Origin of the sequence: Pseudomonas paraveronii (assembly GCF_963681955.1) — a bacterium.
In the GTDB taxonomy this organism is placed as follows: domain Bacteria; phylum Pseudomonadota; class Gammaproteobacteria; order Pseudomonadales; family Pseudomonadaceae; genus Aquipseudomonas; species Aquipseudomonas paraveronii.
This window is the reverse complement of sequence record NZ_OY817130.1, coordinates 2,564,158-2,590,164: the sequence shown is the minus strand read 5'-3', so window position 1 is coordinate 2,590,164 and position 26,007 is coordinate 2,564,158. Positions and strand designations below refer to the sequence as shown.

At 60.8% G+C, this 26,007-nt stretch carries 25 protein-coding genes and 1 pseudogene; 10 read left to right on the top strand and 16 right to left on the bottom strand.

The features are described 5' to 3' along the window. Positions 1 to 175: 175 nt before the first annotated feature. A complete protein-coding gene (locus U5A08_RS11785; protein WP_253395061.1) occupies positions 176 to 601 on the top strand; it encodes a GNAT family N-acetyltransferase in 426 nt (141 codons plus the stop codon). A gap of 11 nt (positions 602 to 612) precedes the next feature. Here the strand turns inward: U5A08_RS11785 and U5A08_RS11780 are convergent, their stop codons facing one another. Continuing rightward, positions 613 to 1,170, bottom strand: coding sequence for a hypothetical protein (locus tag U5A08_RS11780; protein WP_253395060.1), 558 nt, complete (start codon positions 1,168 to 1,170; stop codon positions 613 to 615). Positions 1,171 to 1,423: 253 nt separating this feature from the next. On the opposite strand from U5A08_RS11780, the gene U5A08_RS11775 reads away from it, so the two are divergent. Continuing rightward, complete coding sequence (locus U5A08_RS11775) at positions 1,424 to 2,317, top strand: AraC family transcriptional regulator (RefSeq protein ID WP_253395059.1); 894 nt, start codon at positions 1,424 to 1,426, stop codon at positions 2,315 to 2,317. On the opposite strand, the gene U5A08_RS11770 is transcribed toward U5A08_RS11775, so the two are convergent. Further along, positions 2,259 to 2,846, bottom strand: coding sequence for a LysE family translocator (locus U5A08_RS11770; protein WP_247396973.1), 588 nt, complete (start codon positions 2,844 to 2,846; stop codon positions 2,259 to 2,261). The genes U5A08_RS11775 and U5A08_RS11770 overlap by 59 nt on opposite strands. 78 nt (positions 2,847 to 2,924) lie before the next feature. Then, the gene (locus U5A08_RS11765) at positions 2,925 to 3,626 is read right to left on the bottom strand and encodes a FadR/GntR family transcriptional regulator (RefSeq protein WP_253395058.1); all 702 of its coding nucleotides are present in this window, start codon (positions 3,624 to 3,626) and stop codon (positions 2,925 to 2,927) included. A 319-nt stretch (positions 3,627 to 3,945) separates the two neighbouring features. On the opposite strand from U5A08_RS11765, the gene U5A08_RS11760 reads away from it, so the two are divergent. Continuing rightward, the gene (locus U5A08_RS11760; protein WP_253395057.1) at positions 3,946 to 5,295 is read left to right on the top strand and encodes an MFS transporter; all 1,350 of its coding nucleotides are present in this window, start codon (positions 3,946 to 3,948) and stop codon (positions 5,293 to 5,295) included. Positions 5,296 to 5,307: 12 nt separating this feature from the next. Then, positions 5,308 to 6,657, top strand: a complete 1,350-nt coding sequence (gene gudD / locus U5A08_RS11755; RefSeq protein ID WP_321851648.1) for a glucarate dehydratase — start codon at positions 5,308 to 5,310, stop codon at positions 6,655 to 6,657. Between the two features lie 28 nt (positions 6,658 to 6,685). Here the strand turns inward: gudD and U5A08_RS11750 are convergent, their stop codons facing one another. After that, the gene (locus tag U5A08_RS11750) at positions 6,686 to 7,570 is read right to left on the bottom strand and encodes an NAD(P)/FAD-dependent oxidoreductase (protein ID WP_253395053.1); all 885 of its coding nucleotides are present in this window, start codon (positions 7,568 to 7,570) and stop codon (positions 6,686 to 6,688) included. Positions 7,571 to 7,713: 143 nt separating this feature from the next. Between U5A08_RS11750 and U5A08_RS11745 the strand changes: the two genes are divergently transcribed. Continuing rightward, positions 7,714 to 8,151, top strand: a complete 438-nt coding sequence (locus U5A08_RS11745) for an Rrf2 family transcriptional regulator (protein ID WP_046383812.1) — start codon at positions 7,714 to 7,716, stop codon at positions 8,149 to 8,151. Between the two features lie 5 nt (positions 8,152 to 8,156). Here the strand turns inward: U5A08_RS11745 and U5A08_RS11740 are convergent, their stop codons facing one another. Then, positions 8,157 to 9,602 (bottom strand): mechanosensitive ion channel domain-containing protein, encoded by a 1,446-nt coding sequence (locus U5A08_RS11740; protein ID WP_321851647.1) that lies wholly within the window; start codon positions 9,600 to 9,602, stop codon positions 8,157 to 8,159. Between the two features lie 224 nt (positions 9,603 to 9,826). On the opposite strand from U5A08_RS11740, the gene U5A08_RS11735 reads away from it, so the two are divergent. Next, on the top strand, positions 9,827 to 11,053 hold the full coding sequence (locus U5A08_RS11735; protein WP_321851645.1) for an MFS transporter: 1,227 nt from the start codon (positions 9,827 to 9,829) through the stop codon (positions 11,051 to 11,053). A 200-nt stretch (positions 11,054 to 11,253) separates the two neighbouring features. On the opposite strand, the gene U5A08_RS11730 is transcribed toward U5A08_RS11735, so the two are convergent. From U5A08_RS11730 to U5A08_RS11695, 8 genes and pseudogenes are all read right to left on the bottom strand, one after another. Further along, positions 11,254 to 12,120, bottom strand: coding sequence for a pirin family protein (locus tag U5A08_RS11730; protein WP_321851644.1), 867 nt, complete (start codon positions 12,118 to 12,120; stop codon positions 11,254 to 11,256). 130 nt (positions 12,121 to 12,250) lie between these two features. After that, positions 12,251 to 13,450, bottom strand: a complete 1,200-nt coding sequence (locus tag U5A08_RS11725) for a M20/M25/M40 family metallo-hydrolase (RefSeq protein WP_321851640.1) — start codon at positions 13,448 to 13,450, stop codon at positions 12,251 to 12,253. 47 nt (positions 13,451 to 13,497) lie between these two features. Next, positions 13,498 to 14,556 carry a diguanylate cyclase gene (locus tag U5A08_RS11720; protein WP_321851639.1) on the bottom strand — a complete coding sequence of 353 codons (1,059 nt, stop codon included), beginning with the start codon at positions 14,554 to 14,556 and terminating at the stop codon, positions 13,498 to 13,500. An 82-nt stretch (positions 14,557 to 14,638) separates the two neighbouring features. After that, positions 14,639 to 14,763: pseudogene (locus U5A08_RS29895) on the bottom strand (LysE family translocator); the annotation flags it as partial. Between the two features lie 190 nt (positions 14,764 to 14,953). Then, entirely contained in the window at positions 14,954 to 15,619 is a 666-nt protein-coding gene (locus U5A08_RS11710) for a methionine ABC transporter permease (protein WP_253395040.1), read from the bottom strand. Next, positions 15,616 to 16,362 (bottom strand): methionine ABC transporter ATP-binding protein, encoded by a 747-nt coding sequence (locus U5A08_RS11705; protein WP_253395038.1) that lies wholly within the window; start codon positions 16,360 to 16,362, stop codon positions 15,616 to 15,618. Before U5A08_RS11705 ends, U5A08_RS11710 begins: the two co-directional genes overlap by 4 nt. Then, the gene (locus U5A08_RS11700) at positions 16,359 to 17,150 is read right to left on the bottom strand and encodes a MetQ/NlpA family ABC transporter substrate-binding protein (protein WP_253395036.1); all 792 of its coding nucleotides are present in this window, start codon (positions 17,148 to 17,150) and stop codon (positions 16,359 to 16,361) included. Before U5A08_RS11700 ends, U5A08_RS11705 begins: the two co-directional genes overlap by 4 nt. Before the next feature lie 16 nt (positions 17,151 to 17,166). Next, positions 17,167 to 18,198, bottom strand: a complete 1,032-nt coding sequence (locus U5A08_RS11695) for an isopenicillin N synthase family dioxygenase (RefSeq protein ID WP_253395033.1) — start codon at positions 18,196 to 18,198, stop codon at positions 17,167 to 17,169. A gap of 449 nt (positions 18,199 to 18,647) precedes the next feature. On the opposite strand from U5A08_RS11695, the gene U5A08_RS11690 reads away from it, so the two are divergent. From U5A08_RS11690 to U5A08_RS11675, 4 genes are all read left to right on the top strand, one after another. After that, positions 18,648 to 19,364 (top strand): winged helix-turn-helix domain-containing protein, encoded by a 717-nt coding sequence (locus U5A08_RS11690; RefSeq protein ID WP_253395031.1) that lies wholly within the window; start codon positions 18,648 to 18,650, stop codon positions 19,362 to 19,364. A gap of 4 nt (positions 19,365 to 19,368) precedes the next feature. After that, positions 19,369 to 20,124, top strand: a complete 756-nt coding sequence (locus U5A08_RS11685; RefSeq protein WP_253395029.1) for a YuxH family protein — start codon at positions 19,369 to 19,371, stop codon at positions 20,122 to 20,124. 29 nt (positions 20,125 to 20,153) lie between these two features. Continuing rightward, entirely contained in the window at positions 20,154 to 20,825 is a 672-nt protein-coding gene (locus tag U5A08_RS11680) for a winged helix-turn-helix domain-containing protein (RefSeq protein ID WP_253395027.1), read from the top strand. A gap of 252 nt (positions 20,826 to 21,077) precedes the next feature. Beyond that, positions 21,078 to 22,469 (top strand): undecaprenyl-phosphate glucose phosphotransferase, encoded by a 1,392-nt coding sequence (locus tag U5A08_RS11675; RefSeq protein WP_321852202.1) that lies wholly within the window; start codon positions 21,078 to 21,080, stop codon positions 22,467 to 22,469. Positions 22,470 to 22,506: 37 nt separating this feature from the next. Here the strand turns inward: U5A08_RS11675 and U5A08_RS11670 are convergent, their stop codons facing one another. Genes U5A08_RS11670 through U5A08_RS11660 form a run of 3 tightly spaced genes read right to left on the bottom strand, consistent with a single transcriptional unit; the run spans position 22,507 to position 26,002 of the window. Beyond that, entirely contained in the window at positions 22,507 to 24,582 is a 2,076-nt protein-coding gene (locus U5A08_RS11670) for a YjbH domain-containing protein (protein WP_321851635.1), read from the bottom strand. Next, complete coding sequence (locus U5A08_RS11665; RefSeq protein ID WP_253395021.1) at positions 24,579 to 25,346, bottom strand: capsule biosynthesis GfcC family protein; 768 nt, start codon at positions 25,344 to 25,346, stop codon at positions 24,579 to 24,581. Before U5A08_RS11665 ends, U5A08_RS11670 begins: the two co-directional genes overlap by 4 nt. Next, positions 25,343 to 26,002: a YjbF family lipoprotein gene (locus U5A08_RS11660; protein WP_253395019.1), complete on the bottom strand. Its 660-nt coding sequence runs from the start codon at positions 26,000 to 26,002 to the stop codon at positions 25,343 to 25,345. Before U5A08_RS11660 ends, U5A08_RS11665 begins: the two co-directional genes overlap by 4 nt. Positions 26,003 to 26,007: the final 5 nt, after the last annotated feature.

Genomic DNA, 26,007 nt, shown 5'->3' with positions numbered 1-26,007 from the left:
GCAGCAACGCGATTCGCGTCCCCAAAAAGTCGCAGCCGGCAACCTCTACGGTAACGACACCCGCAAACACCACAGGAATTCGCGTAGGAAATCCTACGGCAGACGCAACGAAAAAAGCATAAAGTCTGCCTCCAGGGACAGAGTCAAGGCTCAGCACAACAAGGAATCCAGCGCGATGCAGCACCCCCTCATTGAAATCAGCGACCAACCCAACCCCGACGCCGAACGCATCCTTGCCAACGGCCTGGCGGCGTTCAACGAACAAGCCACCGGCTACCATGACCGACGCCCGCTGACGGTGCTGGTCAAAGACCCGCACACCCAGCAAGTGCTCGGCGGCATCACCGGCCGGAGCGCATTCGGCATGGCCTTCCTCGACCTCTTCCACCTACCCGCCACGTTGCGCGGTGCAGGCATCGGCAGCCAATTGCTGCACGCATTCGAAGACGAAGCCCGGCGCCGGGGTTGCCGCAATGCCGTGCTCTACACCATCAGCTTCCAGGCGCCGGGGTTCTATGAGAAGAACGGCTGGGTGCGGTTTGGCGAAATACCCTGTGAACCCGAGGGCAGCAGCCGGGTGTTTCTGTCTAAACAGCTGTGAGATTCAAGCGTTTACTCGTTGGAAATCAACGTGCCGGTACCGACAGGCGGATAGATGATTTCCTGGGTATCCAGGTTCTTGATGCTCGAATAGGTGTGGTATTGGGTGCTGTAGTTCGGCCCGATGCCCTTGGTGCTTGCGGTCAGGCGGTAGGTCACCACGTAACGCTGGCCGGCCTTGAACTCCACGTCGTCCGCGCCGTTGTTGCAGAACGCACCACCGGTGCCGAGGGCATTCATCGACACGTTGCACCAACGTAGCGAATGTTTGCCGGGGGCCAGTTTCAGGGCTTGTTCGCCGGTGACGTTGAGGATCGAGTGGCGACCCGCACCAGGCAATGGCACACCGTCGACTTCCATCGCCAGGGCCAGGCGGTGAAACGGCACGCCCAGCTCACGTTCACGCCAGGTGTCGAAGTACACCAGCGCGGCGTCGGGCGCGCCATTGGAGAGGTCGACAGGCTGGAGCTTTTCCGGGGCCCAGTCGCCCTGATAGTTTTTGTAGTGGTAGTCGGAGCAGGCGCCAAGCAGTGGCAAGGTGAGTACGGCAGTGAGCTTCAGCCATTTCATCGGGTAACGGTCCTTGTGGGTGATGATAGCCTATCGACATCACCACTGATTTCTTTAGGCAATCGATACGCCATCCTGAAGCAGACCTTACGCCCGACACCCTGCTGACCCTCGGCATCGACCAGCAAGGCACCGGGTTCCACGGCGTACCGCGCAGCCTGCAACTGGCGACTAAATCGGACTTCCCGGCTGACGGCCCTCGCCGTCTGTGCAATGATCCTCCCTCGATCTCTCGAGGGATGGAGCCACCGCCATGTCGCTGAACACTGCCACTCACCCCGCACAAGCGCCGCGCTTCTGGCGCGACGAGCGCTTGCCGTTCATCGAAGCGCGGACCATCGCCGATGGGCGTAAGGTCACCTACACCCGCCACGCCCACGAGCATTTCTCCATCGGCGCGATCACCACCGGGTGCAGCGATTACCACTACGGTGCGGACACCTTTCAGATCAGTGCCGGCACGGTGGTGTTGATGAACCCTGGCGATGTGCATGCGTGCAACCCGATCCACGACCAGCCCTGGTCGTATCACATGCTCTACCTCGACACCCCCTGGCTGACGGACCTGCAACACCAATTGGGTTTCAGCACCGACCAGGGTTATCGACCGTTCAATACGCCCTATACCCGCGATCCGGTGTTGTACAACGGCCTGATCGAACTGTACCGGGTGCTGCTGGATGAGCAGGCCGAACTGCTGCAAAAACAGAGCGTGCTGGTGAGTTACTTCAGTGAGGTGCAGCAGCGCCTGAACCCTTCGAACACGCCGGTGCGGGAGGTCAACCACAAGTTGGAGCGCGCCGCTGAGTACATCCGCGAACACTGCACTCAGGCCTTGAAACTCGAAGACATTTGCTTGGCGGCCGAGCTGTCGCCGTCTTATCTGATCCGCGCGTTCAAGCTGTATTACGGCCTGACGCCCCATGCGTTCCTGGTGAACCGGCGCATCCAGTTTGCCCGCACCCAATTGCGCAACGGCGAACTGATCGCCGACGTGGCCCTGGCCGCCGGCTTTGCCGACCAGGCGCACTTCCAGCGCACCTTCAAGCAGCACTTCGCCGCCACGCCGGGGCAGTACCGCGACTTGCTCAAGCCATCAGCAAATAACCCACACTGGCCACCAGCAACGCGGCCATCGAACGGTTGAACACCCGCACGCCCTGCGGGTTGCCGAGGTAACGTCGCAAGAACGTGCCGGCATAGGCCCAGCACGCCACCGACAGATAGCAGATCACCAGGTAGAGCGCCGCAAACAGCCACACTTGCCTGGCGTCGCCATCCGCGACAAACAACCCCATCCCCGCCACGCAGGCCAGCCAGGCTTTCGGGTTAAGCCATTGCATGATCGCCCCGTACAACATCGACGGCGCCGTTGCGGTGCCTTCGGCGTCCAGGCGGCCATCGTCCACCGCGAGTTTCCAGGCCATGTACAGCAGGAAAGCGACCCCGCCCCACTGAATCAACTGGGTCAGGATGGGCCAGCGCACCAGCACTTCATGCAGCCCCAGGCCGATCAGCACCAGCAACAGCGTGAAGCCGGCGGCGGCGCCGAACACGTGTTTCTGGCTGGCGGCAAACCCGAAGCGTGCGCCCGAACTGAGGGCGACCACATTCACCGGCCCCGGTGTGATGGAAGTGGCCAACGCGAAGGCGGCCATGGAAAGGATCAAGCTCATTGCGGTTCCTTGTTGTGGTGATGAACAAGGGCCACGGTAAACACCCCAACGAGCCGGGTATTGAAGAAAATACCCCTGCTACTCGCCGGTCATGCGTTCCAGGCTGTTGCTCAGGTGCAACAACATGGCGGCGCGGGCGGCGTCGGGGTCCTGGCGGCGGATCGCCTTGAGGATCGCCTCGTGTTCCAGGTTGGCCAACTGGCCCAGCTTCATCAGGTCGATATCGCCGCGCTCCTCGGCATTGATGCGCGTGCGCGGGATCACCGAGTTGCCCAAGTGATAAATCACATCGGTGAAGTAGCTGTTGCCGGTGGCCTGGGCAATCAACTGATGGAAGCGCACGTCGGGTTCGACGCTGCTGTCATTGTTGGCCAGCGAGGCCTGGTAGTCGTCGAGGGCCTGGCGCATGAGCTGCAACTGCGCCTCGCTGCGACGCAACGCAGCCAGGGCAGCGGCCTGGGTTTCCAGGCCAAGGCGCAACTCAAGAATGCCGCGCACGCTGACGGCGGTGTCGTGGTTCAGTTGCAGGCCCTGGCGCTGGTCCCGCTCAAGCACAAAGGTGCCCACCCCATGCCGGGTTTCCACCAGCCCCGCCGCCTGCAACTTCGACAACGCCTCACGCACCACCGTGCGACTGACGCCGTACTCGCCAACGATGGCCGACTCGGAGGGCAGCTTTTCGCCCGGCGCCATTTGGCCGAGGAGAATGCGCTGGGTCAACGTAGTGACGATGTCATGGGCAAGGCCTTGGGAGCGCTTGCGGGGGGCGTCGGTGTGCATCGGTCATTCCATGGGTTGGGCCCGGCCAATACTAACACCTCCACCGACCACCTACTTGTATGACAACAAACAAATTCCACTATGTCTGGCCACGATTTTTGTGGGAGTAGGCTTGCCTTGGATTGCGTCGAGGCGGTTGAAATCAAGCACAATGACGCCTAATCCTTAGGAAATAAAGCTCCCACAGCGCGCTCATACTGCCGAAATTTACGTTGCCACATGGAAAAAAGCAGTTGTATGATGTCTATCAAGTTGTCAGACATCTCCGGCAGCCCTGAACCCATCCCCGCACAACAATAATCCGTGGGAGTTCTACCCCGTGACCGCTTCCAGCCCTGCGACAGCTGCGCCCGCCCTCGACCCCGTCCTGGCCCGCGCGATCAAGAAAGTGAAGCAGCATGTGCTGCCATTGTTCGTGATCATGTTCATCGTCAACTACATCGACCGCGTCAACATCGGCTTTGTACGCACCCACATGGAACACGACCTGGGCATCGGCGCGGCCGCCTATGGTTTCGGTGCCGGTTTGTTCTTTATCGGCTATGCCTTGTTCGAAGTGCCCTCCAACCTGCTGCTGCAAAAAGTCGGCGCGCGTATCTGGCTGACCCGCATCATGTTCACCTGGGGCATCACCGCGACGCTGATGGCCTTTATCCAGAACGAAACCCACTTCTATATCCTGCGTTTTCTGCTGGGCGTGGCCGAGGCCGGGTTCTTTCCGGGGGTGATCTACTACTTCACCCGCTGGCTGCCCGGGGTGGAGCGCGGCAAAGCGATTGCGATCTTCCTCAGCGGCTCGGCCCTGGCCTCGCTGATCTCCGGCCCGCTGTCCGGCGTGCTGCTGCAAATCAACGGGCTGGGCCTGCACGGCTGGCAATGGATGTACATCATCGAAGGCATGGCCTCGGTGCTGTTGTGCTTTTTCGTGTGGTTCTGGCTCGACTCCAAACCCCACGATGCCAAATGGCTCAGCCGCGCAGAACAGGACGCGCTGGTCGGCGAGATCGAGCGCGAACAACGCGAGCGTGACGCCGCCAACACGGTCAAGCCAACCCTGGGCACGCTGCTCAAGGACCGCCAGATCATGCTGTTCTGCGCCCTGTATTTCTGCATCCAACTGACCATCTATGCCGCCACGTTCTGGCTGCCGAGCATCATCAAGAAGATGGGCGACCTGAGTGACATCCAGGTGGGTTTCTACAACTCCATTCCCTGGCTGATTTCGATCATCGCCATGTACTCGTTCGCGGCCCTGGCCGGCAAGTACAAGCACCAGCAGGCGTGGGTGGCCACGGCGCTGTTGATTGCCGCAGCGGGGATGTTTTTCTCCACCACCGGTGGGCCGATCTTTGCCTTTGTCGCCATCTGTTTTGCGGCGATTGGGTTCAAGTCGGCGTCCTCGCTGTTCTGGCCGATTCCCCAGGGCTACCTGGATGCGCGCATCGCGGCGGCAGTGATCGCGCTGATCAATTCCATCGGCAACCTCGGCGGGTTTGTCGCACCCACTACCTTCGGGTTTCTGGAGCAGACCACCGGGTCGATCCAGGGCGGTTTGTATGGGCTGGCCGGCACCTCGATCCTCGCGGCGATCCTGGTGTTCTTCGCCAAGACCCGGCCCGGCGCCCAAAGCCCGAGCGTGCTGCACCCCGCCCCCGTCTTGAGCAAATAAGGAAGCGTTTTCATGAACACAGAACACCAGCACCACGCCAGCCACGCCCCAATCGTCACCCACCTGCAAGTGATCCCGGTGGCCGGCCACGACAGCATGCTGCTCAACCTCAGCGGCGCCCACGGGCCGTTTTTCACGCGCAATATCGTGATCCTCAAGGACAGCGCCGGGCACATCGGCGTGGGCGAAGTACCGGGCGGCGAACGCATCCGCGAAACCCTGGAAGACGCACGCAGCCTGGTGATCGGCAAACCGATCGGCGAGTACCAGAGCATCCTCAATGCCATGCGCCGCACCTTCGCCGCCCGCGACAGCGCGGGTCGCGGCCTGCAGACGTTTGACCTGCGCATCACCATCCACGCCGTCACCGCGATGGAAGCGGCGCTGCTCGACCTGCTCGGCCAATTCCTCGAAGTGCCAGTGGCCGCCCTGCTCGGCGAAGGCCAGCAGCGCGACGCGGTGAAGATGCTCGGCTACCTGTTCTATATCGGCGACCGCCAGCAGACCGACCTGGCCTACCGCAGCGAAGCCGACGGCGACGATTGGTTTCGCCTGCGCCATGAACCGGCCCTGACCCCGGACGCCATCGTGCGCCTGGCCGAAGCCGCCCAGGCCAAGTACGGTTTCAACGACTTCAAGCTCAAGGGCGGCGTGTTGCGCGGCGCCGAAGAAATCGAAGCGGTCACCGCCCTGGCCGAGCGCTTCCCCGACGCACGCATCACCCTGGACCCGAACGGCGCCTGGTCACTCAAGGAAGCCATCGCCCTGTGCCGCGACCAACATCACGTCTTGGCCTACGCCGAAGACCCGTGCGGCGCGGAAAACGGCTATTCGGGCCGCGAAGTCATGGCTGAATTCCGCCGCGCCACCGGCCTGCCTACCGCCACCAACATGATCGCCACCGACTGGCGCGAATTGGGCCACGCGATCCAGTTGCAATCGGTGGACATCCCCCTCGCCGACCCGCACTTCTGGACGATGCAAGGCTCGGTGCGCGTCGCGCAGATGTGCCATGAATGGGGCCTGACCTGGGGCTCGCATTCCAACAACCACTTCGATATTTCCCTGGCGATGTTTACCCAGGTGGCGGCCGCCGCACCGGGCGCTATCACCGCGATCGACACCCACTGGATCTGGCAGGACGGCCAGCGCCTGACCAAGGCGCCGTTGCAGATTGTCGACGGTCACATCCAGGTGCCGACCAAACCAGGCCTGGGTGTAGAGATCGACATGGACGCCGTGGCCCAGGCCCACGAATACTACAAAGGCATGGGCCTGGGCGCGCGCAATGACAGCGTGGCCATGCAGTTCCTGATTCCCGGTTGGAGTTTCGATAACAAGCGCCCGTGCCTGGTGCGCTGAGCGCCGATCCCGGCCAGCCCGGCCGACCTCAACCGTGGATCAACGAAACGTGCGCGCCCACCCCGGCGCGCACGCCCTCGGCCACCGCCAGCGCCACGGAACCGGCGGCAAGGGACGCATCGCCACAGGCAAACACCCCGGCCACGGAGGTCTGGCGGGTTTCGTTGGTGTGCAGGTACGGGCCGGTAGGGCCGTCGGCCAGCGCACAGCCCAACTGCTCGGCCAAGGGGCTGAGGCGAGTGCGGGACATCGTGAATACGCCGTCCAGTTGAATCACGCGACCATCAGCCAGTTCCAGATCCACGCGCTCGCCGCTGATCCGCGTCACCGCCGTGTGCTCCACGCGAACCCCGCGCCGATCCAACTGCGCCTGTTGCTCTGCATCCGGGGTGAACACGCCATTGGTGAACAAGGTGGTGGTGCCCCAGTCCGGCAACATCAGCGCATGGTGCATCGCCAGCGGCGAGGTGGCCAACACACCGATGCGGCCTTGATCCAGCTCATAGCCATGGCAGTAAGGGCAATGGAACACGTGCTTGCCCCAGCGTTCCGCCAAGCCTTCGAGAGCGGGCAATTCGTCCACCACCCCGGTGGCGAGGATCAGGCGGCGGGCCTTGAACTCTGCGTTGCACTGCGTGCGCACGCTGAAACCACCTTGCACCGGGCCGGCCTGGATCGCGCTGTCCTGCACCCAGGTGACGCTCGGATATTCCATCAACTGACTGCGACCTTCGGCGGCAATGACGTCCGGCGCCTCGCCGTCCTGGCCGAGAAAGCCATGGGCGGTGGCGGCAAACCGATTGCGCCGCTGCCCCGCGTCGATCACCAGAACCTTGCGTCGCGCCCGCGCCAACTGCAGGCCGGCGGACAAGCCAGCATAGCTACCGCCCACGATAATGACGTCATGCATCATGAAAGTGCCCCTTGTCAGGTGCGCACGGTCATCCGCGCGCTTTCACGACACACCATAAGTTACGTAAAAATAGCGCGTCAAGTGTCTCGCAACTTTTTGGGTTACGAAGGATACTTTCGACCCAATCGACTTGAGGTTTTTTGATGAGAAACGACACCCGCCTCTCGCGCATGCTGCATGTACTGATCCATATGGACCGCCATGAAGCGCGCGCCACCTCGGAGACCATCGCGCAGATGCTCGGCACCAACCCGGTGGTGGTGCGGCGCACACTGGGGCTGCTCAAGGAAAAAGGCTATGTACGCTCGGAAAAAGGCCATCAGGGCGGCTGGACGCTGGGCAAACCCTTGAGTGAAATCACCTTGCTGGATATTCACAATGCCTTGGGCACACCGTCGATATTCGCCATCGGCCTGTCCACCGACCACCCGCAATGCCTGGTGGAACAGGCAGTGAACGCGGCGCTGAGCGACGCGTTCGACCAGGCCCAGGCTCTGTTACTGGCGCGGCTGGGGGATGTGACGCTGGCGCAGTTGGCCGAAGATTTCGACGAGCGTTGCCGCCTCGCCCCGGCGCCCTGATCGCGCTACAACCCGCGCTTGCGCAACCACTGCAGGAAGCCCTTCTTCACCGGCACCACCGGCGCTTCCTGGGTCAGGGTCTGCGCCGTATGTACGCGAAAATCCAGCAGCGCTTTCATCGCTTCGCCGATGTCATGCCGCGCATCCAGGCACGGCTTGAGGTATTCCTTCTCGACGCGGTAGAGCGTGCAGTAGGTCTTGGCGCTGAAGTCCGCCAGCGTGGCCTCGTCGGACAAGATCCCGGCCTCGCCGATCACTTCCCCCGGCCCCATGCGCCCGGCTTCGAACGTGTGCCCAGCCTTGTTCAGCATCACCGAGACCACGCCGGTTTCGACGATAAACAAATGATCGCTGACTTCCCCCGCCGGCAGGATCATCTCGCCAGCACGGTAGCTGTGCAGGGTCATGTTCTGGCTGAAGGTGTCCTTCTCTTCCTGGCGCAAGGTGGAGAAAATCGACGAACGCTCCAGCAACGCCCGCGCACCTGACAGCGCCGGCGGCGTGCTGCTTTCGGTGGCCGACAGCAGACCGACACCTGCCGCCTGCAGGTGCCGGAAAGCCAGGTCGTATAGCTGATTGCGCACTTCGCGCTTGAGTAGCATCGCCGGTACAAAACCGCTGATTTCATACTCGACGCCGCCACTGGACGAGGTTTTGAACGCCACGTTCGGCGCCGGTTTGGCCAGCAGCGGCCGGCAACCTTGCATCGCCCGTTCCAACGCCTCGATCACGGTTTGCGGACGTGCGTGGGGGCTGACTTGCAGGCAGACCGACAGGCCGAACATATCCGCCGGGCGCGAGAAATTGATGATCTTGGCCTTGGCCGCCAACGAATTGGGGATCACCGCCATGCTGCCCTGGGACGTCTGCAACCGCGTGGCGCGCCAGTCGATATCGGTGACGCGGCCTTCAGTACCGTCGATGGAAATCCAGTCGCCGAGCTGGTAGGGCTTGGTGGTGTTGAGCACGATCCCGGAAAACACATCGCTGAGGGTGCTTTGCAACGCCAGGCCGACGATGATCGCCACCGCACCGGAGGTGGCAAGCACGCCCTTGACCGGCAGGTCGAGCACATAGGCCATGGCGGCGATGATCGCAATCAGGAAAATCACCGCGCCCAGCAGGTCCTGCAACAGCCGACCGGTATGGCCCACGCGCTGCATCATCACCGCACCGAGCAACACCGTCAGGGTCCGCGCCGCGAACAGCCACCAACCGATCTGCAACGCGGTGGCGGCCAGGTGCAACGCGGTGTTGTCGGCATACGGCGCGACGAGCATCGGGTTCATGCCGTCGTTGAACAACACGGCGCTGAACACCGCAAAAATCACCAGCCGCGCCGCCAGCTTCCAGTTGGCCAGCTCAGCGGAAATCAGGCGCCACACACCGATGTCGATAAAGATCAGCGCCAGGGCGCACAACATGGGGTGATCAGCGATAAATGAGGGCATCCAGACGACTCCAGGGTGAATGCCGAGAAGATCGCATGAAATGGGGATGTGGGGGTATAGCGCGGAGCGAAATGCGGGTGGGAAATTGCACCGTATCTGACCACCTGATTGCATCAGCACTGACCAGGCGTTTGCATCGCGCCGGATTATCTAGACACCTTGCAAACTCATACTGATGTTTCTTCAGACCGCTATGCCACGTCGCTTACACAAAGGAGTTCCCTATGCGTAAGGATTACCTCGCCTTTTTTATCTCGCTCTTTCTATCGAGGCTGGCGGATCAGATCCTGTTGTTTATTGTGCCGCTGGTGGTGTTCCAGACCACCAACAGCGCTTCATGGGCAGGGCTAGCGTTCTTCGTCGAATCGCTACCGCGATTTCTCGCGTTCCCGCTGTGCGGCGCGCTGTGCGACAAGTACCCGCCTATTAAGATCCTGCATATCAGTCAGGTCTACCGGGCATGGCTCTGTGTGCTGGGGGTGGTGCTCTACGGAATCTTTGGTGGCATCGGTTGGATAGTGGTGCTGTCGGCACTGTGCGGAGTGCTGACCACGCAAGGCATCATGGCTCGCGAAGTGCTGATGCCGCATATCTTCCAGCACTACAGCTACACCAAGACGTTGTCCTACTCCCAGATCGCCGACCAGACGGGACTGGTCCTCGGGCCTCTGGTGGCGGCACTGATGCTTGAGGTTTGGGCTTGGCATTGGGTGGTGCTTTGGATCGCCGGATTGTTCCTGCTGGCAGACCTGAGCATGCTGGCGTGGCAACGTCTTGGCCGTATGACGCTGGACGTGTTCGAGCAGCATCAAGACATCTGGCTGCAGCCGTTGCGGATCGCTTTTGGGCATATCCGTAGCCTGGCGGAATTGAAAAAAATCATCATTCTGGCGGTAGGCGTCAACCTGATCGTTGGTGTCACCTTGGCAACTTCGGCGGCCATGGTGATCGGCCAGTACAGCGCCGGCAAGGATAGCTATGCAGGGCTTCAGGCGGCGGGTGCGGTGACAACAATCGTGATCCTGTTCCTTCTCGCTCGGGTGGTGCTGCCTCTGCGAGTCCTCGGGGGTGTCGGATATTCGATGATCGCAACGGGGGCATTCATCAGCGCCCTGAGTCCGAGTCTGCTCGGCTATGTGCTGGGTTTCCTGTTGATCGCAGGCTTCGACAAAATGTTCAACGTCTACATACGCACTATCCGGCAGCGGGTGATACCGCCTCAGGACTTCGGCAAGACGGTAGGTGTGATCACGCTGCTGAACAACATGTCCCAGCCTCTGGCAGGTTTACTGGTGGCTTTGTTAGCTGCGCCCTTGGGCACCCAGACCGTAATCCTGATTTTGGCCGTGTTAACGACTATTCTTGGGACATTTGCCATGTGGTGGTTCGCAAAGGCTCGCGGCCCATCCCCGAGCTTGATTCTCGAAGCTGACCAAGAAGCCGGAAAATAGAAAATTGCGTCGGCAGGCTTGTAAGCCTATTCCAAGGAAGCATACGGATCATGTCCGCAAAGAAGAGTCTGCCGGTTCGAACTCATGATCGCCGCCGAACGTTTACAGCATAACGACCACTCTCGGCCTCACGGGTCAAGTCCATGCAATTACGCATGTGGGGGCTTGCCCGCTCCCACATTAGGCTTGGCGTCAACCTTTCAGCGCTGCATCTGCCCGAAATGACCGGAGTGAAAATCAGCAAACGCCTGATGGATTTCCTGCTCGGTATTCATCACGAACGGCCCATGCCCGACGATAGGCTCGTCGATCGGCTCACCACTGAGCAGCAGCACCCTGGCATCGTCGCTGGGCTCCAGGGACAGTTGCGTGCCGTCGCGCTCAAACAGTGCCAATTGCCCCTGGCGCGCGATTTCTGCGCCATTGACCAGCACCGTACCGCGCAAGATCACCAGCGCGGTGTTGCGTCCGGCGTGCAGGTCCAGGGTCAGCGCCTTGCCGGCGTTGAGGCGCAGGTCCCACACGTCGATGGGTGTGAAGGTGCGTGCCGGGCCTTTTGTACCTGCGAATTCACCGGCAATCAGGCGCAGTTGGCCGGCCTCATTGGCCAACGGCAGCAGCGGAATATCGCCGTCGACAATCGTCTGGTAGCCGGCGTCGGCCATTTTGTCCTTGGCCGGCAGGTTGACCCACAGTTGCACCATCTCCAACACCCCGCCGCTACGGGCGAAGGCTTCGGAGTGGAACTCTTCGTGGAGGATGCCCTTCGCGGCGGTCATCCATTGCACGTCGCCGGGGCCGATCGTGCCACCGGCCCCGGTGGAGTCGCGGTGTTCGACTTCGCCGTCGTAGACGATGGTCACGGTTTCAAAGCCGCGATGCGGGTGCTGGCCGACGCCGCGACGTTGTGCGGTCGGGGTGAAATCCGCCGGACCGGCGTGGTCCAACAACAAGAATGGGCTGATGTGCTTGCCCAGGGTGTCGTAGGAAAATAGCGTGCGCACCGGAAAACCGTCGCCGACCCAATGGGCGCGGGGGCTGGTGTAGATGCCGATGAGTTTTTTCATGGTGTACCTCCAAAGTGCCTACACCCTAAGCCCCTCGAGCCCTGGGGACTAGCCGGTAAACGCGACCTTGTTCGTTCTATGCATAGGACAATCAGCAGGTCCTCACAGAACGATCCCGGAGAACCTCAAGTCAGCGCTTCGCCAACTCCATGATCATGCGGCTCAACAAATAGATGCGCGGCGCCACACTCCCCACCTCCGCATATTCCTCGGGCGTGTGGATATTCCCACCGACAATCCCAAACCCATCCAGGGTCGGCGTTCCTACCCCGGCCGACAAACTCGCATCCGCCGCGCCACCACTGCCTTCAATGGTCAGCGTGCGCCCCAGCTCGCCATAAATGCCTTGGGCAATCGCCACCAACTTGTCCGATTCCGGCGTCTGTGGCATCGGCGGCAGACCGCGCTGCAGGCTGGTCTTCACTTGCGTCTCGGGGATCAACTTGTTGGCCGATACCCGCGCCAGGTCTTTCTCGATGCGGTCGAACTCTTCCGGCAACGCCGCACGCACATCGGCCTTGGCCGTCGCCTGGTCAGGAATCACGTTGACGCGATCACCGGCCTGAAGCACGGTGAAGTTGATGGTGGTTTTCTTTTCTGCATCGCCCAGCTGGCCCAGTTGCAGGATCTGATGGGCGGCTTCCATCGCGGCGTTGCGCCCCAGTTCCGGTGCGACGCCGGCGTGAGCGGCTTTGCCTTTGCGCCAGACCACCAGGCCATCCGCCGGGCGACCGGGCTCGAGGTTCAAGGTCACATCGTGGGCCTTGGCAGTTTTGCGGATCAGCGCTGAGGCGGCGTCGGAACCGGTTTCTTCGCTGGCGTCGAGCAGGAAGGTGATCCGCGCGTAGTCCGTGAAGCCCTGGTTTTTCAGGACTTTCAGCGCGTAGATACCGGCGACGATACCGCCCTTGTCATCCATCACGCCGGGACCGTAGGCGCGACCGTCCTTGATGTGGAACGGACGTGCGGCGGCCGAGCCTTCTTTGAATACGGTGTCCATGTGGGCCATCAGCAGGATGTTGGCCTTGCCGGTGCCTTTGAGGGTGGCGATTACATGGCTGCTGTTGGCCGCGGCATCGGGCACCCGTTCGATACTGAAGCCCAACTGCTTGAGCTCATCGACGGCGATGTCGCTGACCTGGGTCAGGCCCGGCCCGTAGCCAGAACCCGAGTCGATGTTGACCAGGCGCTCGAGCAGTTTCAGCGCGTCGGCCTGGTACTGTTCGGCAGCCGCCTGGATCTGTGTGTGGGGTTCGGCACTGTAGGCCGGGAGTGCGAAGGACACGGCCAGGGTCGCGGCCAAAAGAGTACGGGGGAAGGTGAAGAGCATGAATCGATCCTTGTTTTTATTGGAAGGGATCGTCACACCCTACCCCACTAGACCGACCTCAACCAAGGGCCCTGCACCGCGCTGACCCGGTTGCGCCCGCTGCTCTTGGCTTCGTATAACGCCTGGTCAGCATCGTTGAGCCAACTGGTGGAATCGGCATGCCCAGGCTGATAAGGCGCCAGGCCGATGCTCAAGCTGGCACGCAGGGTCGGGTCCTGGGCATAGGCCAGCGCATTGAAGCGATCACGCAGGGTATCCATGACTTCCGTGGCCCGATTGAGCGGCACGCCCGGCAGGATCACGCAGAATTCATCACCGCCGTAGCGCCCGACCAGGTCGGTGGCGCGCAGGTTCTGGCGCAGCACTTTACTGAGCTGGCACAGGACGATATCGCCAGTGACATGGCCGTAGGTGTCGTTGATCGCTTTGAAGTGATCGATGTCGATCAGGGCAATGACCGCGCCCTGTGGTTCGCGGTGGCAGCGTTGGAACTCGATGTCCAGATGGTCCTTCCACGCGCCATGGTTGAGCAGGCCGGACAAGCTGTCGGTACGACTCAGGGCCAGTAGCTCGCGCTTGTGCCCGGCCAGGCTCACGGCCTGGCGATAGCAAATCCAGCCCAGGGCCAGCGGATACAGCATCAGGATCGGCAAGCAGGCGTACAGCTGCGCCTGGGTGGTCATGCTGACGAACGCCGGGGTGAAGATCAGCAGCGCCACGCCGACACCCAACGCCTGCGCCACCCAGCCCGCCAGCATGAAACGGGTACCGCCGATGGCCACATTATTCATGGTCATCATCGACAGGGTGGTGACGCTGGGCAGTGGGTTGAAGTGCATGGCGCCGACCCAGAAGCCGCCGCAAAACGAATCGAACAGCAGGTTGCGGCGCTCACAACGCAAGGTGTTGGCGGTACGGCGCGACCATTGATAAGCCAGATGCGGCCAGACAAAGCCGTTGATCACCATCAACACCCACACCCATGACGGTGGGTTGAGCGGATACATGCCGAACGCCACGCAGGCAAAGCCAAGCGTCAGCCCCAACATGCGGGATTTGTATAAGCGGGTAGCGAGCGGAACTCCATTTCCTCCGGGGGCAGGCATGGTGGGATGCGATCCTGAGAGAGTGCCTGGAGTCTATCAGGGCAACGTCATATCACCACTACCGCTCATAAACTCTCCGTCGTCAGTCGGAAAAGCCCCGTGCCAGCATCCCGGCAACGCCCAGCAGCAGCAGCAACGCCGTGACCCGTTGCAGCCATACCCGCCGCCGGGGGGGTCCAGCACGGGCTTGATGCGTTGGCCGAAATAGCCGCCGGTCCACTGTTTGTAGGCCAGGTAGAGGATGTAGGCGGCATGTTCATCTGGGCCAGCCTGCCGCCAGGGGTGAACGGTGAACAGTTGGCCCACACTGATGGGCCTGGGGTGCAGCAAGCCTTCGAAACGCTGTTGCTCAAGGCCGTGCGCGACCGTTGAGCATGCCGCGATCAACATTAAGCGTTTATCGGCGATGCGCCAACGACCTCACGCAGCGATCCCCCAGGCTTTGCACGCCCTGCACGAGCACGACCAACACCACCACCGTCACCACCATGATCTGGTTGTTGAAACGCTGGTAGCCGTAGCGAATCGCCAAGTCGCCCAAACCACCACCACCGATCACCCCGGCCATGGACGAAAAGCCGATCAGCATCACCAGGGTCAGCGTGACCCCGGCCACCAGCGCCGGCAAGGCTTCGGGCAGCAGCACCTTGAAAATCACATGCCGGATATCGCCGCCCATCGCCACGATCGCCTCGATGCGGCCCGCGTCCACTTCGTCCAGGGCGGCCTCGACAATGCGTGCGAAAAATGGAAAAGCACCCATGGTGATCGGCACCACGGCGGCCGTGCTGCCCAAGGTGGTGCCGACAATCAGGCGGGTCAGCGGAATCAGCGCGATCAACATCACCACAAACGGCAACGAACGCCCCAGGTTGATCACCGCGCCCAACACACGGTTGAGCCGTGGCAGCGGGAACAGCCCAGCCGGGCGGCTGATAAACAGCAACACGCCCAGCGGCAGGCCGATCAACAAGGTGAACAGCCCCGCCAGCAGCACCATGTAGAGGGTTTCGCCGGTGGCGTTGAGCAGCAGTTGGAGCACCTCATACCAGTCGGTTTTCATACGGCCCTCACCACGTGCAGGCTGGGCGCCAGCGAGCGGCCCAGGCGCGATGACGGGTCAGCCTGCAGTTGCAGCAGCGTGCCGCTTTCCACCACGCGCCCCGCCGCCAGGGATACCGCGCTGTCGCAGATCGCCTTGACCACCTCCAGTTCATGGGTGATCAACACGATGGTCACCCCGAGTTGCCGGTTGATGTCGCGCAACAGCGCCAGGATCGAAGCCGTGGTTTCCGGGTCCAGGGCGCTGGTGGCTTCATCCGACAGCAGATACGCCGGGCGCGCGGCCAATGCGCGGGCGATGCCGACGCGCTGCTTTTGCCCACCGGAAAGTTGCGAAGGAAACGCCGCCGCCTTGTCGCTCAAGCCAACCAACGCCAGCAACTCCTCCACCCGCACGGCACGCTCGGCCTTGGGCAGCCCGGCAATCTCCAACGGCACCGCGACGTTATCCGCCACATTGCGCGAGTGCAGCAGGTTGAACCCCTGGAAGATCATGCCGATGCGCTGGCGTTGCTGGCGCAGCGCCTTGTCGGTTAAGCGGGTCAGGTCCTGGCCATCCATGAGGATGCGCCCGGAGGTCGGCCGCTCCAGCAGGTTAAGGCAGCGCAGCAAGGTGCTTTTACCCGCGCCGCTGCGGCCGACGATGCCGAAGATCGAGCCGTCGGCGATCTGCAGCGACACGTTATCCAGCGCCGCCGGCTGGCCGTCGGCGTAGGTTTTGCTGACGCCCTCGACGACGATCATTCGAGCGCCACCGGGATCACCGAACCGGCATATTTCTCGCTGATGAACTGGGCCACCGCCGGCGAGCGCAGGTCCTTGGCCAGTTGCTGGATGCGCGGGTCCTGCGCCAGTTTGGGCGTGGTCACCAGAATATTCGCGTAAGGGTTGCCCTGGGCCTTTTCCAGCCCCAACGCATCCTTGGCCGGTTGCAGCCCGGCTTCCAGGGCGAAGTTGCCATTGATCACCGCCAGGTCGACATCCTCCAGCGCCCGGGGAATTTGCGGCGATTCGATTTCCAGGATCTTCAGGTGCTTGGGGTTCTCGGCAATGTCCTTGGGCGTGGCCTGGTCCTTGGCCGCATCGTTGAAGCCCGGCTTGAGGGTGATCAGGCCATTGGCTTGCAACAGGTACAGGGCGCGACTGAGGTTGGTGACGTTATTCGGCACGGCGACGGTGCCGTTGTCGGGCACCTGGTCGAAGCGGGTGTGGCGGTGCGAATAAATCCCCAACGGTTCGATATGCACGGTGGCCGCCACGGCGAACTTCTGGCCGAGCGCCTGTTCCTGGGACTTGAGATACGGCAGGTGCTGGAAGTAATTGGCGTCGACATCGCCATGGGCCAACAACTCATTGGAGTTCACGCCGCTGGGGATCTCGATGATGTTCAGCTTCAGGCTCGGGTCGAGCGTCTGCACGTATTCGAGGATTTGCGCATGGGGAATCGGGTCGGCGGCGACGCGCAAGGCATCGGCGGCCGACACATTGAAAGCGGCCAGCAAGGCCGCCAGGGTAAGTGCGGATGTCTTCAACTGAGTGATCTCCTGATCAGGCGGACAGTGCGTGGGGCAACGTGGCGTCGGCGTAGAAACGCTGGGCGACATCCGGGTGGGAGCGCAGGCGGCCCTTGAGGTAGTTCCAGCCGACGTCGCGCAGCAACGGGTTGCGCGGATCGCTGGTGGGGCCGTGGGCATCGCGCAGCAGTTCGGGCGCGAGTTGGTACACCGGCACCACCGCATCCAGTTGCGCGCCGAGGAAAAATGCCAGGGACAAGCGTTCGCTGCCCACCGGCGGCGACACCACGCGGTGGACCGTGGCACGCAGATAGCCGTTACTGGCCAGTTCCAGCAATTCGCCGATATTCACCACCAGCGTATCGGGACGCGGCGCGGCATCGATCCAGCGGCCCTCCTCCACTTCTACCTGCAAACCGGCCTGCTGGTCTTGCAGCAGGAAACTCAGGAAGCCGGAGTCCTTGTGCGCGCCGACACCCTGGCGACTTTGACCGGCATGGCGGCTGGGATAGCGGATCAGCTTGATATGTTCGTTGGGCGTGTCGCCGTACAGCGCGTCGAACGCGTTCTCGGGCAGGGACAAGGCCTGGGCGAACGCACGTAGCAGGCGCAACGACATCTGGGTCATCGCCTGCTGCCAGGCCAACACCAAGGGCTTGAGCTCGGGCAACGCCGCCGGCCATTGATTGGGGCCTTGCAGGCGTGCCCAGGCCGCAGGGTGCTGATCGACGGCCAAGGGTTCGCGCTCGGCACCGACGTCGAACTGCTCACGCAGGTCCGGCTGGCCGCGGGTGATTTCCGACGCTGCGCGGTTATAGCCGCGAAAGTGCGCGGAGTTGAGCATGCCGACGGCCAGTTTTTCTGCCTCGGGCAAGGCGAAAAAAGCCCGCGCTTGCTGCTGCACCTGCGCCAGCAGCGCCGGATCGATACCGTGACCGGTGAGGTAGAAGAAGCCGATGTGCCGCGCGGCAAAACGCAGCTCATCGAGAAATGCGCCGCGCTGCGCCGGGCTGCCATCGAGCAGCGACAGGTCCAGCAGCGGCAAGGCGTTGATTGATTGCAGCATCGGCGGCTCACTCCATGAGTGTCTTGGGGGAGCGACCAAGCTAAACGATCTTAAAAAGCGGTAATAAATACCTTTTTAGAATTAGCTTAAGCAGTCATTGGTCCCGGCAGGATCACTCATGCCAGCGCGGAATCGACGGCACCGCGCTGGCATTTTCAGGCTATTCGTCGCCCCGCCACCCGGCCTCATTTATAGAAAAAATTAAATCACCATAGGCCTAAAAACCAATTGACCTAAGACACTTACCGCATACTAACAATCTGCACTAGCATATGTGTACACCCGCGCAAATGCGGCCCCGCAACACGCCCCCGTCACCCCGCTGCAGCCTTTAGAACAAAGTGACGAATGTTAAAATTTGTCACGTTTTGGCGGAATCAATTCGATTAGTATCTAACGCTAGCAGCGATTGAACTGTCGGCCTTGCATGCCAGAAAAGGGAGTAGGTGATGCATTTTTCCAACGTCCTCGCTATTGCACGGACTACGTCTAAAACCGAGGATTTCAGAGCACTTATAGTTCGCACTGTACCGAATGATTTAAAAGTCGATACACGCAGCTACGGTCAACTAGTCGGTCATCAGGAAGATCACGCCGATTATCGCGCCATTGTCATAGAAATCGACACCCCTTCTGCCAGCAGTCAAACCCTGGACATCATAAAAAAGACCAGGACTAAAAATCCGGCCTGTCTAATAGTTATTTTCATCACGTTCGCCTCAACTCAAAGCAAAACCAAATATTATTTGGCCGGTGCGGACTACTGTCTAAAAGTGACAGACACCTCGCCGGAGGAAAAGTTGAGTTTAGTCGAGGCGTTTCTCAATGAAACGTATCGTTTGAACTACTGCAAACTCATCCTGGATCAGGATCGGATGTGCCTTTACGGCAACGGCCAGAAACTCGAGATTTCCTTCGTCGAAATGAAAGTCCTTGAGGCACTGATCCATAGTCGGCTGCTCAGTCATGATGAAATCGCCAGCGTTATGGGACTCAATACCAAATTCTACGACTCTCGCGCCCTGGAGAAATCCATCAGCCGCCTGCGCAGTAAAATCAAGGCATGTTATGGCGAAAACATCATTCAGAACATCCGTGGCTACGGCTATAAATTGAGCCGCGGAATTATTTCCGCCCATCATTTACACCCGACCCAAGAGAGCTAGCATCGTGAATAACGAGAAAATATCGCCTGCCGGAATAGCGCACCCCAAGCTCTTCAGGCAAGCGATAGTTGAACGAAGCTGCACACTTTGGGGCAATGAAATTCGCGTAACTAGCGCATGTAATCCGCTCAACCTTCCAGAGCATTTGCACCCCATATATCGCGAGCAACTTAAATGCGCCTACCGTGACGCGTTATTGCGCATCGCCCCGCGCACGACTGCCGACTTCAGTCACCGTCGCCTTGCTTCGGCACAGCCTGCGACTCATAAATTTCTGCGCATCGACCAATCGGCGCTTATGTCCGAAGATACGCTAAATGAACTTATCCATGTCGCGAATGTCTTGGAAAGCTATAAACAACAACTCGTTATCAGCGTGGAGAACCCCTTGGACGCACTCCCCGGCCCAACAGAACGCCGCGCGATGGTGCGCCAGCTTTATGCCCTGAAAGACCGAAGCAGTATCAAGCTCGCCTACAATAACTACACTCTGGATACAAAGCAGGCTGACCTGCTGATCGAACTAAAGCTCTATGACTATATAAAAATGCCATTTCCGGATGCTGCCCTGAGGTTGAGTTTGAATACTCGCTCAGACCTGTTCGACCGCCTCTATGACCGCATGCTAGAGCTGATAAGCGCCACCCGAATTTCGTTCATTGCGGACAAGGTTGAGTTTTCCGACAGTGCGACACTCGCTAAGCGCTTGCCTTTCAATCACTTTCAGGGCAGTTACTACTCGCCGCCTGAAAGTTTATAACTCCTACCCACCTGACCATGGTAACCACTATGAGCTCACTCAAGAAACACCTACCCACCGCGCCCTCCGCTTTTATCCCGCTGCCCGACTTTGCGTCGAACGCGGAGTTACTCTATGGTGACATCGCTTGGCTGCCACTAACGCAGGCAACTGAGGATCAGGCACCCCACACACCATCGCTCGCCAACCATTACTTCAATCCACAGCACGCTCATTACCCCGCGTTCAAAAAACTCGACAGTCCCAATACCGCAGCGAAATCTGTTATTTATAGAACATTACAACCTTACAATAAACTTGAACTCAATGTTCAACTTTGCGAGGCCGACCGGCATCAAAAAACACTGGCGACACACACCGAAAAACCTCCGGTACAGGCACCCGACTTCTGGATACTTACGCAACATGATCGAATGTTGAGCAAGGGCGGCCTACGCATTTCCCTGACCACCATTGAATCAGCACTTATCAAAAAAATGTTACACCATGAAGAACGCGTGGTGAGCAAAGAAGAACTTATTCGCAATATTGGTCGCGAACCTGAGTTGTACCGCGGCCTGGAAATGTGCCTCAGCCGACTTCAGGAGAAATTCAAGCGCATCAACGATGGCGAGCGTTTGTTCCGCTCGGTGAGAAATCGTGGTTATTGTTTGACCCAGAGAATAAAAAAGCCCATGGAGCTTTCCCAGCAACTCCGTTGAAAAAAACAATAATTCCAAAATCGTCAATCTTGGCGTTGATCACGCTCGTATATCTGCCTTTTTATAACAATCCGTCTCACCCAACAACCACTTAACTACCGCTATGCGCCTGTTATAAGTCGTCAGCTACTGCCCCCTGCCGTTGATTAATATCAATCTGTGCGCGCTTACGTGTGCCTGTCATTTGGCCGCTTTAACGCCACGTCTCGCTTAAGCCTGCCACCGCGAGTGGTCACCACTGGGAGCAGTAGTATGCTAAATAACCGGAGAATGCATCGTCACCTAACCCCCAAAGGTCTGACCTTTTGGGGGCAGTGGACACTGGCCTCAAGTTTGGTCGTCGCGCTGTTATTTGCATTGGTTATTTTAAAGACCGGCCAACTGGAGTATCACTACCGGGTTTTGGCCGCCTTTAGCATATTGGCCTCGATTCCGGCCTATATGCTGTGTGACGTTTATAGCAAGAAAGATGATTACGGCGTGGGATTAGGCCGACTTTTTATGGGTTGGTTACTTACCCTGCTGATACTGCTTGCGGTGGGCATCGCCTGCAATGCCGATGCCTTATTCCCGATCGAAATACTGCTGCTGTGGGCGGCAACCAGTTATGCCGTGCTGGCGCTCTGTTACATCCCCATCCATAGTCTTTCCCGCTATTATCATGGGCAACTTCACGAGCGGCATAAGTCGTTAATAATTGGCACCGGCAAACTTGCCGCCGACCTTGCGAGAACACTTTCCCGGCAAAAACGCTCGCCGCTGGTCGGCCTCGTCGGCACCACGGCGTCCGCCTCCCCAGGCGTACAATCGCAGATACTCGGCGAGTTGCAGGACCTGCCGCAGTTGATCAGGCAGCACGGTATCCGCAGGCTGTACATCACCCATTCGCTGCAGGAAGCCACCCACATCGAGGCGCTGTACATCAACCTGCTGGAGATCAGCGTGGACGTCATTTGGGTCCCCGACCTCAATAACATGCTGCTGCTCAATCACTGCGTGGCCGAGGTGGATGGCCTGCCAGCGATTTTCCTCAATGAAAGCCCGCTGACCAGCCGCCCGACCGCCGCACTGAGCAAGTCGCTGCTGGACAAAAGCCTGGCCTTGCTCGCGATCATCCTGCTGAGCCCGCTGCTGTTGCTGTTCGCCGTGCTGATCAAACTGACCTCCCCCGGCCCGGTGATTTTCAAGCAGGACCGCCACGGCTGGAACGGTCAGGTGATCAAGGTGTGGAAATTCCGCTCGATGCGTGTGCATGACGACCAGGAGGTACGCCAGGCCAGCCGCCACGATTCGCGCATCACCCCGGTGGGGCGGTTTATACGCCGCACGTCCATTGATGAACTGCCGCAGTTGTTCAACGTGCTGCAAGGACACATGGCCCTGGTCGGTCCAAGGCCCCATGCGGTTGCGCACAACGACTACTACTCGGGGAAGATTCACGCGTACATGGCGCGCCACCGTATCAAGCCCGGCATCACGGGGCTGGCGCAGATCAATGGGTGCCGGGGCGAGACCGAGACCCTGGAGAAGATGCAAAAACGCGTCGACATCGACCTGCGCTACATCAACACCTGGTCACTGTGGCTGGACATCAAGATCCTGCTGAAAACGCCGTTCACCCTGCTGTCCAAAGACATCTACTAAGATCAAAAAAGGGGGACTTCACGTCCCCCTTCCCCGCCTATTCAGTGACTTTCTCGAAGTTCCGGTAGAACAGGTCACTGTCGCGGCCGTCGGTCATCGTATGCAGCGAATACGCGCGATTGAGCCGCGCACCACCATCGCGGGTCAGCGGCGCCCACACCAGGTTGGCGCGGCGCATCGTCGACAGGCTCATCAACTCATCGAAGGGAATCGACAGATAAAGGCCTTTGTCGAAGCTGCCTTCGCCGTAGGCTTCTTTTGACGCGGTGGTGCGGGTGACCCACGCGCCAATCCGCACGCCATTGTTGAACTCGCGCGACAAGTCCAGGGTGGCGCCCCAGTCCCGGGCCAGGTAGCGACCGACACTCAGCGCCCCCTGTGTGTTGAACGGCAAGTCGGTGTAGCCGGTGATATGCCCCGTGACCGTGCGGTAGTCGCGCAGGCTGAAGTCCTGCTCGAATCCGCGCTGGCGCACGTAGTTCAGATCAGCGCCCAGCGCCCAGCGCTGGCCCATCGGCCGGTACAGCACTTCACTGCCGACACCGGCATACATCGACTCCAGTAAACCGCCATAGACCATGCCGTACAGATCCTGATCCAGTCGCACCGCATGGTTGAGCTGGAACGTCGGCAAGGTTACATCGGAGCTGGTCATGTACTTGCGCAGATCGGTGCGCACGCGCGGCAAGCCGCTGGGGGCGTCGTAGGTGAAGCCATCGTAATTGTTCAGCAGGTTGACGCTGAGCAGGCCGCTCCACCAGGTGTTGCGGGTGAAGCGGTATTCGGCGTCGAGGTCGGCGGAAATCTGATACAGCAGGCCATCCGGCCCGCCGACGTTCTGCTTGTATCCCAGGCCGACGCCGTAGCTCAAGGGCTTGGGGGGTTGGGTGTAGAGCAGCGTTTGCGCCTGGGCGCCAGGCGGGTTGACTTCAGTCTGGCGACGCAGGGTTTGCAATGCCTCGCGCTGGTTGATCACCTCGCGGAACGTCTCGCGGGGTACGCTGGTTTCTTCGATCGGCATGGCGTACCGCTCGCTGACCAGGGTGAACCAACTGATCTGGTCATTGACGCTGGCGTCCAGGATCCGGCTGGCGCGGCCCACGGCCTTGGCGCTGGAGAAATAGCGTTGCTGCTCGCCATACACCAATAGCTCAGGGCCGCGCTGGGCAATCCGCTCGACGCTATAGCCGGCATTGTCCTGCAAGCGCCTGGACACCGCGGCCCAATCCACCTGATCCATGGCGACGGTCGGCGCCTGGGCGGGCAGCTTGGGGGCCGGCGGGTCGTAGGTTTTGACCGGCGCCTTGCGGCTGACGAAATTGGTGTGCAGGGTGATGCCGAACATCGCCGTGTTGCCGCGTTCCCAGGCGGCACTCACGTCGACGGCGTCGGCCACCTTGTAGACCAGCCCGAGGTTGACCGGCGAGTCCTGGCGCTGGTTGTTGTTTCGGGGCTCGCTTTGGTAGTCGTTGCCCTCGTATTCCAGCTTGAGGCTCAACGGTGCCCAGGGGGTCTGGTAGGCGACGCCGCCAAACAGCGCGGGCCGGCCGCGGAAGTAACCGTTGGAAAAGTTGCCGGAACCTTCGGCGGTAGGCCGCTCGTTGAACCGATCACTCAGCGCGCCCAACGGGTTGCCGAAATCGCCACGGCTGCCCAGGTAGCCCCAGGCGATGCCCGCACTGAAATCGAATTCGCCATACCGCTTGTTGGCCACCAGGTACTCGCTGGAAAACAGCCCGGTGCCCCCCAGGTCGAGCATCCCCACTGCGACCTGGGGCAACCAGTGGCTTTCCTCGTAGAGGCGCACTTTGGCGTCGATGGCTTTGTCCTTGTAGCTCTGGCTGCCACTGAACGATTCGGCGCCATAAGGCCGGTTGGTAATGGCGGTGTAGCGAAAGGTGCCTTCGAGCCAGTCCAGCGGCTGCGCCGAAAAACTGTAGCGACTGTAAGGCTCGGTGCGGTTGGCATTGACGCTGAGTTCGCCGGCCGGGGCCATGCGTGCGGTCGGCGTTTGCAACAGCCCGACCCCGCCAAAATCACTCTGGGTGTAACGCGGATCGCCATGCGCGACGCCACAGGGCACCAGCAGCACGGCTGCAATACATAATTTCAAGGCGTGACCTCAGCCAGGGGTTGGGTGGCAAGAAACTCGGCCAGTTGTTGGTTCAGCTCAGGCGTGGGCGGTTCCAGGTCGTCGCTGCGCAGCGGCACCAGCAATGTGCTGCCCGGTGCAGGCGCGGCAGCTGTCTCGCGGTTCCACGGGGCAATGCCCAGGCGCGTGACCTGGCCGTCGGGCTGGATCTGCCACACGTAGTCGAGATCGGCACCCGCCACCGCCGGGCATTCGTCGAGGTAGTCGCGCGCCGCACGCATCGGTTGGAACGCCAAGGTGCAAGGGGCCGCAACGGCGCCCACGACGCGCACGCTCGTGGGCCTTTCCGGGTAGATCAGTTGATCACCCTCGCTGACCCGCAGGTTGGGCGCAAAGCCGACCTCCACGGCCACCGGGTCCAGCACCGCGCGTTGCCGGCCGGTCACCGGCAAGGCCTGCACCTGTCGATAGACGCGCGCCGCCACGTCGGCCCTGCCGTCGCGCCCGGCGGCCAATGCGGCCTGACGCAACGTATCCAGATCAAACAGCACACCGGCTTTGAGCCGGGCCTGGGGCTCGATCAATGGCCGGTGCAGCCAGGCCGCCGCCAGCCAGTAGCCCTGGGCATCCGGTTGCGACGCGGTGATCGCGTCGAGCAGGCGCGCCTCGGGTGGCAGGGTGATCGGCCCGGGGTGCAGGACTTGACCGCTCACCGTCACGGCGGCCTGGCAGGCACTGGCGCCGCTCCACAACAGCGCCAGCACCCATCGTTTGCGAGCGGTCATCGGGCCTCCTGGCGGGCGGGTTGCAGTTGGGTGATTTTCAACGTGAGGCGGGGGCTGAGGTGCTGTTCGCTTTGCACGATGAAGCCGTCAGTGGGGTCGACCCAATAACGGTTGCGCGCACGAAACCCCAGGGCCTCGGCTTCGATGTCTTCATCGACGCGCAGCAGGGCGTAAGGCTTGTCGAGGATCTCGAGCGTCTCCATGCCCTCGCGGGTCAGGCGGCTGGTGACGGTGATGCCGACGCGATAGCCCTCCACCAGGTCGATCTGCCGGCTGCTGCGGTAGCCGTCCGGCACGCGGTGCAGCCCCTGCTGGAACGGCGACTGCCCTTGCCAGCGTGTGCCATCCAGATCAGTGCCCAGGCCAACGGTGCGCACTACCAGGCCATCGCGCATCAACAGCACCTGTTTGCCGGAGGCGACCCAGAACTGCAGGTCATCGCGCTGGCGAATCATCGCCATCACCCCTTCGCTGGACACCGTGGTCACTTTGATCTGGGGAAACGGCACGGCGTCCACCTGGGCCTGGCTCAGCGCCAATGGCGCAGGCCCGACGACGGCCGCCTTGAAGGTATCGAGCGAGGCCTGCATCAGCGGATTGCAGCCGCACAACAGCCACGCAAGACACACGTAAATACCGATTTTCACACTGTCCACGCTGG

Coding starts and splice junctions, on each gene's coding strand:
- U5A08_RS11765 (WP_253395058.1), bottom strand. CDS start 3,626: ATGCACACCGACGCCCCCCGCAAGCGCTCCCAAGGCCTTGCCCATGAC.
- U5A08_RS11745 (WP_046383812.1), top strand. CDS start 7,714: ATGAGAAACGACACCCGCCTCTCGCGCATGCTGCATGTACTGATCCAT.
- U5A08_RS11725 (WP_321851640.1), bottom strand. CDS start 13,450: ATGCTCTTCACCTTCCCCCGTACTCTTTTGGCCGCGACCCTGGCCGTG.
- U5A08_RS11665 (WP_253395021.1), bottom strand. CDS start 25,346: ATGACCGCTCGCAAACGATGGGTGCTGGCGCTGTTGTGGAGCGGCGCC.
- U5A08_RS11740 (WP_321851647.1), bottom strand. CDS start 9,602: ATGCCCTCATTTATCGCTGATCACCCCATGTTGTGCGCCCTGGCGCTG.
- U5A08_RS11695 (WP_253395033.1), bottom strand. CDS start 18,198: ATGCTGCAATCAATCAACGCCTTGCCGCTGCTGGACCTGTCGCTGCTC.
- U5A08_RS11770 (WP_247396973.1), bottom strand. CDS start 2,846: ATGAGCTTGATCCTTTCCATGGCCGCCTTCGCGTTGGCCACTTCCATC.
- U5A08_RS11730 (WP_321851644.1), bottom strand. CDS start 12,120: ATGAAAAAACTCATCGGCATCTACACCAGCCCCCGCGCCCATTGGGTC.
- U5A08_RS11735 (WP_321851645.1), top strand. CDS start 9,827: ATGCGTAAGGATTACCTCGCCTTTTTTATCTCGCTCTTTCTATCGAGG.
- U5A08_RS11675 (WP_321852202.1), top strand. CDS start 21,078: ATGCTAAATAACCGGAGAATGCATCGTCACCTAACCCCCAAAGGTCTG.
- U5A08_RS11720 (WP_321851639.1), bottom strand. CDS start 14,556: ATGCCTGCCCCCGGAGGAAATGGAGTTCCGCTCGCTACCCGCTTATAC.
- U5A08_RS11780 (WP_253395060.1), bottom strand. CDS start 1,170: ATGAAATGGCTGAAGCTCACTGCCGTACTCACCTTGCCACTGCTTGGC.
- U5A08_RS11690 (WP_253395031.1), top strand. CDS start 18,648: ATGCATTTTTCCAACGTCCTCGCTATTGCACGGACTACGTCTAAAACC.
- U5A08_RS11680 (WP_253395027.1), top strand. CDS start 20,154: ATGAGCTCACTCAAGAAACACCTACCCACCGCGCCCTCCGCTTTTATC.
- gudD (WP_321851648.1), top strand. CDS start 5,308: ATGAACACAGAACACCAGCACCACGCCAGCCACGCCCCAATCGTCACC.
- U5A08_RS11705 (WP_253395038.1), bottom strand. CDS start 16,362: ATGATCGTCGTCGAGGGCGTCAGCAAAACCTACGCCGACGGCCAGCCG.
- U5A08_RS11750 (WP_253395053.1), bottom strand. CDS start 7,570: ATGATGCATGACGTCATTATCGTGGGCGGTAGCTATGCTGGCTTGTCC.
- U5A08_RS11710 (WP_253395040.1), bottom strand. CDS start 15,619: ATGAAAACCGACTGGTATGAGGTGCTCCAACTGCTGCTCAACGCCACC.
- U5A08_RS11775 (WP_253395059.1), top strand. CDS start 1,424: ATGTCGCTGAACACTGCCACTCACCCCGCACAAGCGCCGCGCTTCTGG.
- U5A08_RS11785 (WP_253395061.1), top strand. CDS start 176: ATGCAGCACCCCCTCATTGAAATCAGCGACCAACCCAACCCCGACGCC.